Annotated in this window: 12 protein-coding genes; 8 read left to right on the top strand and 4 right to left on the bottom strand. The window is 40.7% G+C overall.

What is annotated here, in order from left to right:
- Positions 1-433 precede the first annotated feature (433 nt).
- The gene (locus QM629_RS03195; protein WP_415157119.1) at positions 434-1,030 is read left to right on the top strand and encodes an OmpH family outer membrane protein; all 597 of its coding nucleotides are present in this window, start codon (positions 434-436) and stop codon (positions 1,028-1,030) included.
- Between the two features lie 35 nt (positions 1,031-1,065).
- On the opposite strand, the gene QM629_RS03190 is transcribed toward QM629_RS03195, so the two are convergent.
- Positions 1,066-1,815 carry an RDD family protein gene (locus QM629_RS03190; protein WP_415157117.1) on the bottom strand — a complete coding sequence of 250 codons (750 nt, stop codon included), beginning with the start codon at positions 1,813-1,815 and terminating at the stop codon, positions 1,066-1,068.
- Positions 1,816-1,872: 57 nt separating this feature from the next.
- Here QM629_RS03190 and QM629_RS03185 point away from each other — a divergent pair, with 57 nt between their 5' ends.
- The 3 genes from QM629_RS03185 to QM629_RS03175 all read left to right on the top strand — a co-directional run bounded on the left by QM629_RS03185 (position 1,873) and on the right by QM629_RS03175 (position 5,121).
- A complete protein-coding gene (locus QM629_RS03185; protein ID WP_415157115.1) occupies positions 1,873-2,829 on the top strand; it encodes a stage II sporulation protein M in 957 nt (318 codons plus the stop codon).
- Positions 2,830-2,988: 159 nt separating this feature from the next.
- Entirely contained in the window at positions 2,989-3,855 is an 867-nt protein-coding gene (locus QM629_RS03180) for a hypothetical protein (protein ID WP_415157113.1), read from the top strand.
- Positions 3,856-3,897: 42 nt separating this feature from the next.
- The gene (locus QM629_RS03175; protein WP_415157111.1) at positions 3,898-5,121 is read left to right on the top strand and encodes a DUF4350 domain-containing protein; all 1,224 of its coding nucleotides are present in this window, start codon (positions 3,898-3,900) and stop codon (positions 5,119-5,121) included.
- 145 nt (positions 5,122-5,266) lie between these two features.
- Here the strand turns inward: QM629_RS03175 and QM629_RS03170 are convergent, their stop codons facing one another.
- Positions 5,267-5,749: a very short patch repair endonuclease gene (locus QM629_RS03170; RefSeq protein ID WP_415157109.1), complete on the bottom strand. Its 483-nt coding sequence runs from the start codon at positions 5,747-5,749 to the stop codon at positions 5,267-5,269.
- 76 nt (positions 5,750-5,825) lie between these two features.
- On the opposite strand from QM629_RS03170, the gene QM629_RS03165 reads away from it, so the two are divergent.
- Genes QM629_RS03165 through QM629_RS03155 form a run of 3 tightly spaced genes read left to right on the top strand, consistent with a single transcriptional unit; the run spans position 5,826 to position 8,469 of the window.
- The gene (locus tag QM629_RS03165) at positions 5,826-6,140 is read left to right on the top strand and encodes a helix-turn-helix domain-containing protein (protein ID WP_415157107.1); all 315 of its coding nucleotides are present in this window, start codon (positions 5,826-5,828) and stop codon (positions 6,138-6,140) included.
- 52 nt (positions 6,141-6,192) lie between these two features.
- Positions 6,193-7,356 carry a DNA (cytosine-5-)-methyltransferase gene (dcm, locus tag QM629_RS03160; protein WP_415157105.1) on the top strand — a complete coding sequence of 388 codons (1,164 nt, stop codon included), beginning with the start codon at positions 6,193-6,195 and terminating at the stop codon, positions 7,354-7,356.
- Entirely contained in the window at positions 7,357-8,469 is a 1,113-nt protein-coding gene (locus tag QM629_RS03155; RefSeq protein WP_415157103.1) for a hypothetical protein, read from the top strand.
- A 169-nt stretch (positions 8,470-8,638) separates the two neighbouring features.
- Here the strand turns inward: QM629_RS03155 and QM629_RS03150 are convergent, their stop codons facing one another.
- Entirely contained in the window at positions 8,639-9,130 is a 492-nt protein-coding gene (locus QM629_RS03150) for a cytidine deaminase (protein ID WP_415157101.1), read from the bottom strand.
- Between the two features lie 58 nt (positions 9,131-9,188).
- Positions 9,189-10,427 carry an imidazolonepropionase gene (gene hutI / locus QM629_RS03145; protein ID WP_415157099.1) on the bottom strand — a complete coding sequence of 413 codons (1,239 nt, stop codon included), beginning with the start codon at positions 10,425-10,427 and terminating at the stop codon, positions 9,189-9,191.
- 111 nt (positions 10,428-10,538) lie between these two features.
- On the opposite strand from hutI, the gene QM629_RS03140 reads away from it, so the two are divergent.
- Entirely contained in the window at positions 10,539-13,091 is a 2,553-nt protein-coding gene (locus tag QM629_RS03140) for a DUF5686 and carboxypeptidase regulatory-like domain-containing protein (protein WP_415157097.1), read from the top strand.
- The last annotated feature ends 622 nt before the right edge of the window (positions 13,092-13,713 follow it).

The following is a 13,713-nucleotide window of genomic DNA, read 5'->3' as shown; positions in this document are numbered from 1 at the left end:
TCACCATTGCCATTTTTAAATAGAAAAAATTGGATGATTTCGCTGAATTTGATGTCAAAGCCAATAAAAAATAGCTGTTTTTGCTACTATACAAAATTCCTGAAATCATTTCTAGACAGCTTCTTAGAGCCTGTTTAAAATTTAATTCTTTACAAGGGATTTAGCAATTCTTCGCACAGAGCAAAGGAGTAAACAGCGTAAGGAAGCGCCTGCTGGCTCTGTGTCCTTCGTGCGAAAAAAATTTAAACAGCTTCTTGGTTACTGTATCTTCGGCAGAATATTATTCCCCGTAAGGCCTGATAACACCGGCAAATCAAAAATTGCCTGTTATCCGTATGGCGTATAAACAGGCATAAGCAAACGACACCAATGGCTGATTTAACAATTTCGTTGCTGCCATTCCTTTTATCTTCACGCGTTATAATTGCAATGAATGAATAAATTTTTATTAGGGTTAAACATCGTTCTGTTACTGGCGCTGGCTTATCTGTATTATGCTTTTTACAACAATAAACCGGCGCAGGCCAGTGCTGCGCCTAAAACAGAAGACACTGCAGACCTTAATTTTAAAATAGCCTATTTTGATATAGATTCAATTGACAAAAACTATGTTTTTGCAAAAGAGACCCGCGATTACCTGAAGGGAAAGAATGATGCTGTGGAAGCCAAGCTTAACAAAATAGGGCAGGAATATACAAGCAAGGCAGGCGATTATCAGAAAAGAGGCACAACGATGTCGCAAACAGAGCAGCTGCAGATGCAGGAAGACCTGGCTCGTTTGGAAAATTATTATAACCAGCAAAAGCAAAGCCTGAACCAGGACTTTCAGAGTGAATACATGCAGCGGATGCTTGCGCTTAAAAACAAGATACAGGCTTTTCTGAAAACATACAGTGAGCAAAGGGGATATATATATGTTTTTGCCACCAGCAGCGACGATAATATCTATTATAAAGATTCAGTCAGGAATATTACAGGCGAAGTAGTAAAGCTGTTGAATGAACAGTATGCATCGGAAAAGAAAAAATAAAAATGCATATATATGCTTATTCAGGTAAAACCATTTTATTCCTCCCTGTTCGAATAATAATTATAATCCTTCAGCAGTATCTCTAAAAACGCTGCCGGCTCTGTCTGGTCGGTAATACCTAAAACCGTGCGTATCTTATCGCTAAGCCTGGCGGCAACATCAAAGTTTTTAAAACGCATGCTGTTGTTCAATACGCCTTTTATCGTATTCATATCCCGGTCGCTTAAACGCATTACCTGCGGAAAACGGGGCTTGTATTCCTCTTCCAGTTCCAGGAAAACCGTATCGTTAATATCTGTTTCCATCTTTGTTTTAATAACCAGCGTGCCCGCTGCCATATCGCCAAGCCGCTGGTTTTTTTTCGTAAGCACCGTAGTTAATAAACCGGCCAGCCCCAATGTGAGCCCAAGATCGAATGGCCGGGTAAGCCAGCGTATGAGGTATTGATGCAATGCCGGCCTGCCGCCGTCTTCGCCAATCACCTGAATGTTCATTAATTTCTTTCCAATGCTTTGCCCGTTCATTGCCACCTCAAAAACCAAATGGTATAACACTATCGGCAAAAAGAACAATAACTGCACGGCGCTCATGTTATATAGAAAAGGCAGGTCGCTGCCCGCAGTGGTATGCGCCAGGGAAATGGCTCTTATGATGTTTAGTGCAATAAGATAATACGCCGTGAGCACGCAGCCATCAATTACCCACGCAAAAAACCTTTTATGAAACGCCGGCGTTTCATAATCAAGCTCGATATTAAAACTGGTGGGTATCTTTATTTTTTCCATAAACAATTGGCGGAAAGGTAAACTAATTATAATTTCCGCACCTAAACATCAGTGCCATTGAGGGAAGCCCTTTTCATAAAACGCAACCGCAACCGCTGGCGGCAGATACAGGACAATCCAAGCGATCATCCTGATGAAATGGCGCAGGAATTTATACAATTGGTGGAAGACCTCGGCTACAGCAGAACCTTTTATCCGGTAAGCAAAACCACGCTGTATTTAAATGGCATGGCGGCCAAAAAATACCTTGCCATTTATCAAAACAAAAAAGAAAGCGGCAACCGTGTTATTCATTTTTTCAGGCGTGCCCTGCCGTTAATTATCGCAAAGCATCACCGCGTGCTGCTCATTAGTTTTTGCCTTTTTGTGCTGTTTGTGGCCATTGGTTTCTTCTCTGCAAAAAATGATGAAGCTTTTGTGCGCCGCATCCTCGGCGACGAATATGTTGACATGACATTGCAGAACATTAAAGACGGCCACCCATTCGGCGTATATGGTTATGGCAACGCGTTTCTTTCCTTTCTCTTTATCTTCATCAATAATGTAAAAGTGTCGCTGTATGAATTTGGCGGGGGCATTTTGTTTGGTTACCTTACTGTCATAAGCCTGGTACAAAACTCGGTTATGGTAGGTGCATTTGAATACCTGTTTTATAACAATGGCCTCCTGCAGGATAGTTTGCTCACCATCATGATACACGGCGCGCTGGAGCTTTCCACCTTTGTTATAGCGGCGGCCTCCGGGCTGGTGCTTGCCAAAAGCTGGCTTTTTCCCGGCACCGTCAGTCGCATTCACGCCCTTAAACAAGGCGCAAAAGAAGGGCTTATCATTGCCTTGTCAAACATTCCCATGCTCTTCATTGCCGCGTTTTTCGAAGCCTTCCTCACACGCCATGCCGATTTGCCATTATGGTTAAAACTATGTATCATCACACTTTCGCTGGCTATTGTGGTTGGTTATTTCATTGTGTATCCTATTCGCCTCAGGCGAAAATTAAATGCTGTTCATTTTTAAATGTCGCTGCAAAAAATTTTGATATTATTTTTTGGGCCACGGGCATCGCGGCTTTGTGGCGTCACGGTTGCGTCGCAACACTTGTACATCAGAAACAGGATTCAGCTATATGTTCGCGGTTGCAGGCCCTTCATACAATATGCAGCCACATTATGCGGTATGTTTTTATTATCGCCGGCCATACAGGCGCAGGTTGATACCGGTTATGTTGATACCACAGGCATGCATCATATTGATACGGCTGAATTTTCAGCCGGTGAAGAAACTGCCACCTATAATGATGAAGACGATGGTTATGTGGATACAACCGTAAAACATATTTACGATACCTCGCAATATTTTTTTAACTGGAAAACCAATCCCGCAGATCCTTTCGTTACAGAAAAAATATCTCAGCATAACCTGGCAGATGCTATGGTAAATGACCTGAAGAAAGCGGATGATTTCTGGTACATACCTGCCATTGAAAAACTGGAAACGCGCCTGAGAAACGACCCTGCGTTCCGCGACAGCTTATTAAAAGTGCACAACCGCAAACTGCTTGATGAAAGGCAGACAGGCATTCTTTACCAGCCCTGGTTCAACAGGTTGTTGTGGATTGTCATTATTGCGGTTTTTGCGGCCGCTGTTATTTATTTTCTGGTGCAGAACAAGGTGCGCATTTTTGCTGAAAATGCGGCTTCATCAGCAGATGAAAACGATGGGGAAGCGCAGGAAGGCATCTTTGGTTTGTCTTATACCAGGCTTATTCAAAACGCAGAAAAACAAAGCGATTACCGGTTGGCCATACGTTTAATGTTCCTGCAAACATTAAAGCTGCTGCATGAGGTAAACGCCATACAATACCAGCCCGGCCACACCGACCTGGATTACCTGCAGCAACTGCATGGTTCTGCTTATTATAACGAATTTTTTAGCGCTGTGCGCAGCTATGAATATGTGTGGTTTGGCAGGTTTGATGTGCCGGCGGGGCGTTACACCGTTATAAAAAATGATTTTATAAGGCTTCAGCATAAAATAAGATAGCCACGGGGTCAGACGCCTCAAAGGCGTCAGGCCCATAGCATAATGAAAAACCTTTTCATATACATATCACTTCTCATTGTAACATTCAGCGTATGTTCCTGCGGAAAGCTGCATACATTCAACGACACCATTACGCTTAACCGCAACGATAAAATTCCGTATGGCACGTATGTGGCTTACCAGTTGCTGCAAAAGGAATTTCCGCATGCCCGCATAGAAACCAACCGTTATGCGCCGGCAGAGTGGCGAAACCTTACCAGCGATTCAGCCAAACAGGTTCTGATAATAATAACCAAAACATTTGAGCCTTCAGAGCAGGACCTTGATTATCTAACAGGCTTTGTGCAAAAGGGCAATTATGTTTTTATTTCTGCCCTGCAATACACCCGCAATGCCGTAAAATTTTTTAACCTCGCCTCGCAAAGGCATTTTAATTATTACGGGCTTGCACTGGGTGTGCACAGCCCCTTCAACCCATTTGATTCCGTTACGGTACAGCTTGATTCCGCCCTCTTTCAGCAGCCGCTTTCGTGGAATTATCCCGGCGCTGATTTTGCCAATGAATTTTTAAAAACCGACAGCGCTTTTACTTATCACCTGGGTTATGCATCAAACGATCTGCCAAACCTGGTAGCCATTAATTCCATTGATGGCAGATTCTTCATTCACAGTGCGCCATTCACGTTCACTAATTTCTTTTTATTGTATGAAAACAACAGGCAGTATCTTGAAAAGCTGATGAGCCTGTTTCCTTCCGATGCAAAAAAAATAGTGTGGGATGAATATTTTTTAAACCATTATTACAACCAGCGCCCGCAGAAAAAACAAGGCCTTTTATCGGTTATATTGAAATATGATAATTTCAGGTGGGCTTTCTGGGTAGCACTGCTTTTGCTAAGCCTCTGCCTGATTACGGAAGTAAAGCGCAGGCAGCGCATTATTCCCGTATATGCAAAGCCTGAAAACGATTCGCTGGAATTTGTTACCACAATAGGCAGGCTGTACTATGAAAAGGCCGATCATAAAAACCTTGCCGATAAGCTGACGCAATATTTTTTAGATTATGTGCGCAACCGGTATAAAGTGGCCACATCGGCAATAAATGATGCATTTGTGCAACAGCTTGCTGCAAAATCAGGCAAGCCTTCAGATGATATAATGCAGCTTGTTGATGCCATGCATGCCATAAACCTAAGCGGCGCCATCACCCAAAACCAATTGATGGATTATTACAGGCTGCTTGAAAAATTTTATACATCCCCGTAGCCATACAACGAAGTTGTAACTGCCAAACACTTTCTAACACCGGTTCATTTCATATTGCCTGCTTTAACAGCATTACGGGACAGTTTTAATAGTATGATAGATGGGTAGATTGATACCCCTAACGAGCTGCAGTCTTATATTTTGCTCACAGGCTTTTCATCAGCAACAGGATTTTTTCGATACATTTATTGAGTTGTTTCTGAACTTCATGCTCCCAAAATCGTATAACTATCCAGCCATTTTGGGACAGTAGATTAGTTACTTCTATATCTCGTTGAATGTTTCTTTCAATTTTTGGTATCCAATATGCCTTATTGGAAATGAGCTTTTTTTTCTTTTCTTCCCAATTATAGCCGTGCCAAAAATCGCCGTCAACAAAGACAACTATTTTTTGCCTGACAAAAATAATATCAGGTTTACCAGCAAGGCCTTTTGCATGCAATCTATATCTGCATCCGGTGTTCCAAAGAGCTTTTCTTAACAGAATTTCTGCTTTGGTGTTTTTGGAGCGAATTTTACTCATGATAGTAGAGCTTTTTGCAGTCGCATAAAAGCCTTGCTCTTCTTCAAAACGGGGCACTTTTATGATTTCTTCCTCTATAATCCTATATGACTTATGCTTATTCACGTTTGTTGATAACTTGGTGTGTGCTTGATATGCTTACCAATATAAATTTGACAAAAAATGTCCTGAAACTTGTTTCATGAACAATATTACCACATTTGGGAACACTATTCGTGATATTCGAATACAAATGAAACTCCCGATTAGAAAAGTTGCAGCACACTTAGACATTGATCCTTCAACATTAAGTAAAATTGAAAGAGATGAACGTTCTGCAAACAAAAATATGGTAGGCAAACTTGCAGAGTTATTTAAAATAGATTATGAGGAGCTGCTTATTGCATATCTAAGCGACAAAGTTGCATCAGATCTTTTAAAAGAAGATTTATCTGAAAAGATTTTGCATGCAGCAAAGAGCAGATTGAAACATTACAGAACTAAAGAGTTAAAATAATCACGAGATGGTTTCATACAGTAAACTGAAACGGAAATTAAATATTGAATCATTGAAACCCTTTGATGATGGTGTATCTCATTTAACCCATTATCTGCATAATCATAAAAACGGTGTTTCAAAATCATATAAAAAAGATGCGCTGAAATATTATGCTTATTTGCATGAAGAATTAAGTTTAGTTGAGGAACCTGAATTACAGGCAATGCTGCCTTTAAAATGGGACATTCCATTTCCGCCACCGCAAGACCCTGATTTTACTTTTATTGATCTCTTTGCAGGAATTGGCGGGTTCAGAATGCCCTTACAGGAATTAAAAGGGAAATGTGTTTTTTCATCCGAATATAATTACCATGCACAAAAAGCCTATGAATTAAATTTTGGTGAGGTGCCGTTTGGAGACATAACCAAGTTAAACCTCGATATAATACCTAAGCATGATGTTTTAACTGCTGGGTTTCCTTGTCAGCCATTTAGTATTTCTGGCAAAATGAAAGGCTTTGAAGACACAAGAGGTACGTTAATTTATAATGTTTTTCAGATTATTGAGAAAAGAGAGCCTAAAGTAGTTTTCCTGGAAAATGTTAAACATCTTATTCATCATGATAGTGGGCGAACTCTTTCTACGATTATCAAGCATTTAGAAGAACTTGGGTATATTGTTTCAGCTAAATTGGTTAATGCGGCTGACTTTGGCGTGCCGCAGAATAGGGAAAGGATTATTATCATAGCGCATAAAAAGAAAAAGTTTGATTTCGATAAAATAAAAAGGAAACCCAGGCAGCCGCTAAAACATTTTCTCGAGAAAGATGCAAATTTTGAATTCTTAGATGAACCATATACAATTCTTACTGATTTTAGAATTCAAGAGTCAGGGTTAATTTTCATTGGATATAGAAATAAGCGGATAAGAAAAGCAGGTGTTCGCCCTGGTACTGAGCATTTGTCACGGGTGCATAAGCAGCCAAACAGAATTTATTCATCAGAAGGATTACATCCTGCACTGCCATCCCAAGAATCATCAGGCAGATTCTGGATTTATAATGAAGGGAAAGTGAGAAAACTTACAATAAGGGAATGTTATAGGATAATGGGCTTTCCTGAAAAATTCAAATTTATCAGCAACCCCGGAGAACTATATAAACAAATAGGAAATTCTGTTTGTGTTCCTATGATTAAAGAAATTGCAGGACAAATTAAAGACCAACTATTATAAATGGCACTAACAGTTTCTGAGTTCTTAAATGAAGAATATAACAAGGCTATGACAGTAGTCGGTTCAAAAGAAACCATCATGTCCGACTTAAATGAAGCTGAACAGGCATTGCTTAATACAATACTTCAATATTCGGAACAGGCAAAAGGCGTATTAACAGTATTCATTACAAGCATTGTTTATAAAATTTTAAATCCATCACAGGATATTAGGAAGCACCAAGACAGTATTGAAGGAGGATATTCAGGAAGGACATTTGACAGTAAAAATATTACCCCGTTTTTGAAGCAATGCAAATTTCCGGCAATGGCAGAAAGCGGCTGGCTAACTCGTTCGTTGGAACAAAAAGTTCCGTATGACAAAAATTATACTGGAGCTATTAAACCTGACAGCCTTAAAGCCGCTTTTCTTACTCTTTTCGACAATATTCAAAACGGTGCAAATGCAAAAAAGTATTTGAGCTATATTTTTCAAGGGCTAATAATTAAACGAAACCAGCACACAATTGATTTAGCAAAACCAACAACGCTTTCAATAAATACTATCCTTTGGATATTGGATAAGCACTTTAATTCACCATATAAGGCTGAAGGTGCATCGAGGCTTCCGGTTCTTGCATTATATGCAATTTATGAGTGTTTAGTTAACGAAACGAAAAGATTTGAAAGCAAAGAGATGCTTCCTATTGAAAGTCATACTTCTGCTGATAGAAGAAGTGGGCGCATTGGCGACATTGAAATAATTGATGAAAATAAACGGTCATTTGAAGCTGTAGAAGTAAAGCACGGCATCGTTCTTTCACTCCAACTCATTACCGATGCATATTCAAAATTTCAAACTACACCCGTAAACAGATATTATATTCTTTCGACAGCTCCGCCACCAGCGAAAGAAGAGTTAGATAAAATACAAGACGAAATCCAACGAATAAAGAATGTACATGGTTGTCAGGTGATTGCAAACGGCATCATGCCATCTTTAAAATATTATTTAAGATTACTTGACAACACTTTTGAGTTTATAGATAACTATGTAAATCTTTTGGAAGCAGACACTGCCCTTAAGTTTGAGCATAAGGAAAGCTGGAACAAAATTATCAGTGAATTAAGATAACCAGTACACCAAGTTGGGTGCATTGCAAAGCATGCAAAAACCAACCTCGCAAAAGAGATAGCTATGTGCATATCATCATCCTTTTATCTTTACTTAGTATCGGTTAGCCAGGTTGAGCGAGATTCTATTTCCTGCACTTCGGCAATACCTGACTATTAAATGATATTCGCTACGCCATATCATCTCCACTAAAATTCAGAGGCAATAAAAAAGAAGCATCGTCTATTATTATAACCTTTCCTTTCATGCCGGCGAGTATTAACCGTATGGGATGTTTTACACGCAGTTGGTATTCCATTAAGCTTTGCCGGCATATTCCGCAGGGTGAAATGGGATGATCACTTTTATTGTTCTTATGATTGATATAGCTTATCGCAAGTGTATCAATAGCTGCTTCACCATATAAAGACGTAATGGTTGAAAGCAAAACCCTTTCGGCACAGATGCCTGCGGGAAAACTTGCATTCTCCTGGTTGGTAGCCGTAACAATTTTTTTATTTGATAATAATGCTGCGGCGCCTACAAAAAAATCTGAATAAGGCGCATAAGCCTTTGCGGTAACTTCCTTCGCTTTCGATAAGAGTAATTTGTCTTTGGTATGCAGCAGGCTGTCGTTTTCAAGTTCATTATAAGAAAAAACATATTTTTTTATATTTCCCATCACCCGGTTTTAAATTGTTAAGCAGGCTTGCACAATCCATCCCTGCATTAAACAAAGGTTAAACAAACTTTCCGTTTATCATCACTTTATCTATAAGGTTATTGCCAAATGAATAGGGTAAATAAGCCAGCGACGGCATGGGCCGGGTGAATATAAGATTAGCCTTTTTCCCGGCTGTTATGCTGCCGGCTTCTTCCTGCACCTGCATGGCATAGGCGCCATGAATGGTTGCTGCATGAATGGCTTCTTCGGGCAGCATGCGCATTTGAATGCATGCCATGGAAACTACGGTATTCATATTGCCCGATGGCGAGGAGCCGGGATTATAATCCGAAGCCAAAGCCACTATAGCGCCTGCATCAATTAATTTACGGGCGGGCGGGTAGCGCATCCTTAAAAAATAAGCTGCGGTTGGCAACAGGGTTGCGATAATATTGCTGCCGGCAAGCATGTTAATTTCTGTTTCATTCATGGTTTCAAGATGGTCAGCGCTTAGCGCATTTAATTCAATGGCAGCTTCAATGCCGCCAATGCTGCTTAACTGGTTCACATGAAGTTTGGGCTGTAAGCCATATCTTATACCGGCTTCACAAATGCGTTTTGTTTCTTCGGCAGAAAAAAATCCCTGTTCGCAAAACACATCTATAAAATCTGCCAGGTTTTCTCTGGCAATATTGGGCAGCATTTCATCAATGATCAGCCGTATATAACCTGCATGATCGTTTTTATATTCCAATGGATAAGCATGCGCACCTAAAAAAGTGGCTTTAACCGGTATTAAGTCAAGTGCTTTCAACCGTTGAATAACACGCAACATTTTCAACTCGGCTTCAACACTTAATCCATAACCGCTTTTTATTTCTATGGCGCCGGTACCCAGCTTCATCACTTCATGCAATCTTTGCAAAGCGGCGTCGAACAATGCGCTTTCGCTCATCCTGCCTAACTCTTCTGCAGAGTTTAAAATGCCACCGCCCTTTGCTGCAATGCCCGTATAGCTTAAGCCCTTTATTTTATCAATAAATTCTGCTTCACGGCTGGCTGCAAAAACCAAATGTGTATGGCTATCGCACCAGCAGGGCAATATATAAGCGCCGTTTGCATCAATTACGGTGAGCGGTGAGTGGTGAGCAGTGAGTGCGGGTAGCTCCCGCATTTTGCCGTAGCCTTTTATCTTTCCGGCTTCCACAATTAAACAGGCATCTTTAATGCAGGGCAGGCCTGATAGCGCTTTGCCACGGAGCAGCGTATTTTCTTCCCGCACGTTTACAAGGCAGGCGATATTTTTTATAAGCATCTGCATATATTACAAATCTATCTAAAAGCATACTATCCTGAAATTATATGTTAATGTTGGTGGCCGCACAATTAAAGAAGCTTCGAATTTTTAGTTTCGTCTTTGCTGATTATGATACACAAAATTTTACCCCTCCTGTTTATCCTTTTTTCAACGGCTGCTTTTGCCGGAAGAATTGCCGGAACCATCAAAGACGATAAAGGCAATGCGCTGCCTTACGCCTCTGTTTCCATAAAAGAAAGAGGCAATGGCACAACGGCTAATCAGCAGGGCCATTATTCGCTTGAACTGCCGGCGGGTAATTACACCATCATTGTACAATATGTTGGCTTTGCCAAACAGGAAAAGAAAGTGCATGTAACAGATGCAAACATGCAGCTTGATTTTGTATTGCAGCCTTCGCAACTGCAGTTAAAAGATGTGGTAGTTTCATCCAATGGGGAAGACCCGGCATATTCCATCATTCGTCATGCAATAAAAAAGCGCGAAGCGTATCACAATGCGCTGGATTCCTTTACCTGTGAGGCCTATATAAAAACGCTTATTAAAACAAGGTCGCTGCCGCGTAAGGTTTTAGGCCAGAAAATTGACAGCGCCGACTGGAAACAAATGGGCGTTGATTCAGCCGGCAAGGGCGTGATCTATTTATCAGAATCGCTTACCAAAATAGCTTTTACAAAACCGGATAAAGTAAAGCTGGAAGTGCTTTCGGGAAGGGAGAGCGGCTCCAATGGCTTTGGGTTTACCATACCCACCTTCATAGATTTTTATACCAATAATGTGCAGATCATGGGCGGCCAGTTTGCACCGCGTGGTTATGTATGCCCCATTGCAGATGGCGCTTTTAATTTTTATAAATATCATTTCCTCGGTTCTTTTTTTGAAGACGGGCGTGAGATAAACCGCATACAGGTTATCCCGCGCAGAAAGTATGAGCCCCTGTTTTCGGGCACCATTGAAATAACGGAAGGCGACTGGCGCATTTACAGTGTTGATTTAATGCTTACCAAAGAATCGCAGCTTGAAATACTGGACACCATTAAAATAACGCAGATACATTTTCCTGTTACAAAAGATATCTGGCGCACCAAAGACCAGGTGCTGTATTTTACTTTCAACAAATTTGGCATTGATGCAGTTGGGAATTTTTTAAATGTTTACAACAATTATAACGTTACACCCGCTTTTAAAAAGAAGTTCTTCAACAACATCATCATGCAGTTTGATACGGGTGTGAATAAGAAAACAACCGCTTACTGGGATTCTGTGCGGCCTGTGCCATTAGAACCTGAAGAGATAAAAGATTATACGGTGAAAGACAGTATGTACCGGTATCAGCGTGATTCATCTTATACGCAACGATACCGCGATTCACTGCGCCGCATGCAGGGAAAAATAACGGTAATGAATGTTTTATGGAATGGGTTTACGCGATCCAATTACGATCCCAAAAATTATGCAACCATTCAATGGCAGCCTTTGTTAAAGCAGGTACAATATAATACGGTTGAAGGTTTGGTATTGAATGGTGAAGCTGCATTCAGCCGGGGCTTTCCATCCATCAACCGGGAACTGAGTTTTACACCGCATGTGCGATATGGTTTCAGTAATGGCCATTTGAATGCTTACGCAACACTCAATTATCACAACCGCTCCAACTGGCGGGGCATAAGCAACGATATAAGTGATGATGCATCTTCGTTTCGTTCAAATAATTTTTCGTTAAGCGGTGGCAGGCGCATAAGCCAGTTTAATAATGGCGATCCTGTATCGCCCTTATTGAACAGCATTTACACTTTGTTCTTTAATCATAATTACATGAAGATTTATGAAAACAATTTTTTACAGTTTGATTATAACGGCGCCTCACAATCCGGGCTGAAATATGCAGCGCAGCTATTGTATGAAGACCGTATTCCACTGGATAATACCACGGATTTTTCTATTATAAAATATAACAACAAAAAATTTACACCCAATTATCCTTATGAAAAAATTGACAGTCAGTTTACCAGGCACCAGGCGGTAATTGCAGGGGTAAGCGTATCGTATCAGCCCGGGCAGAAATTTGTGCAGTTCCCGGATTACAGGGTGCCGCTGGGCTCAAAATACCCAATATTTACCTTCTCTTATCAAAAAGGTTTGAATAAGATTTTTGGCAGTGATGTTGATTTTGATAAATGGAATTTTTCAGTAACCGATGATATGAATTTTAAACTGGCCGGCCAGTTTAATTACCGCATTGATATGGGCGGGTTCTTAAACAATAAATCCGTTTTTATACAGGATTACCGGCATTTTACCGGTAACCGGTTAATATTTGCAGGCCGCTATTTATACAGTTTTCAGATAGCGCCTTATTATGCCAACAGCACCACGGCTTCGTTTTATACAACACTGCATGCCGAGCACCATTTCAATGGTTTATTAACGAATAAAATCCCGTTATTTAAAAGGTTAAACTGGAACCTTGTTGCAGGCACGAATGCATTTTATGTAAACGGCAATAATAATTATGTTGAACTATTCGGCGGCCTTGAAAATATATTTAAGCTCTTTCGGGTGGATGTTGTGGGCTCCTATCTGAATGGCAGCAATGGCCAGGTGGCAGTGCGGGTGGGATTGGGCGGTTTGCTGGGCGGCAAGATCAGGATGAATGAATAATGCTGAAGCGTCGGGGTTAAATAAGTGGATACCGCTATTGTAAGTTATAGTAAATACAGGATGAATTTGTGCATTGGCTGTTTGCACCTGCTTTATAGGATTGTAAGATGATCTCACATTCCTGCACGTCATTTCCGCGACCTGTTCCGGTTTATCGGAAAGGCGGGAATCTCATAATCATGCTGTATAAGCAAGGATGACTTTATAAAATGTATATTGGTACACGCTAAGTATGAGATGCCCCCGACGCGTTGGGGGCATGACGTGGCAGTGGTTATGTTTTATGCTTGCCTTACTTAATGTAAGGCTGGCAATAAGAATAGATTTGTACTTTGGCAAACCAATGATTGCACATTATTATCCTGACCTGCGGCAGGCAGGTTTGAATAGCCGTGAGTGAAGCTTGCGGTAAAAATGTCGAAGCTTTTGTTGAACCCTGCAAGGATTCAATATCAAAACGGTTTCATTTGTCCACCGGTGCAACCCATGGCTATTTATTAATCGTTACCCAATTTAGTTCGTATAAATTCTCTACGCTGCATATCTGACGTGCTTTACATGGAAATACTTTTGCACCTGCTTTTTGTTGTTTTTTCTTTCATGCATAAAATTCTCAACATTG

Source organism: Parafilimonas sp. (genome assembly GCF_047606085.1).
Lineage (GTDB): Bacteria > Bacteroidota > Bacteroidia > Chitinophagales > Chitinophagaceae > Parafilimonas.
This window is presented reverse-complemented; position numbering and strand designations above follow the sequence as displayed.

Bases quoted from the DNA above. Each gene is read 5' to 3' on its own strand.
- QM629_RS03195 (WP_415157119.1), top strand. From the start codon at position 434: ATGAATAAATTTTTATTAGGGTTAAACATCGTTCTGTTACTGGCGCTG.
- QM629_RS03190 (WP_415157117.1), bottom strand. From the start codon at position 1,815: ATGGAAAAAATAAAGATACCCACCAGTTTTAATATCGAGCTTGATTAT.
- QM629_RS03180 (WP_415157113.1), top strand. From the start codon at position 2,989: ATGTTTTTATTATCGCCGGCCATACAGGCGCAGGTTGATACCGGTTAT.
- QM629_RS03175 (WP_415157111.1), top strand. From the start codon at position 3,898: ATGAAAAACCTTTTCATATACATATCACTTCTCATTGTAACATTCAGC.
- QM629_RS03165 (WP_415157107.1), top strand. From the start codon at position 5,826: ATGAACAATATTACCACATTTGGGAACACTATTCGTGATATTCGAATA.
- QM629_RS03155 (WP_415157103.1), top strand. From the start codon at position 7,357: ATGGCACTAACAGTTTCTGAGTTCTTAAATGAAGAATATAACAAGGCT.
- QM629_RS03150 (WP_415157101.1), bottom strand. From the start codon at position 9,130: ATGGGAAATATAAAAAAATATGTTTTTTCTTATAATGAACTTGAAAAC.
- hutI (WP_415157099.1), bottom strand. From the start codon at position 10,427: ATGCTTATAAAAAATATCGCCTGCCTTGTAAACGTGCGGGAAGAAAAT.
- QM629_RS03140 (WP_415157097.1), top strand. From the start codon at position 10,539: ATGATACACAAAATTTTACCCCTCCTGTTTATCCTTTTTTCAACGGCT.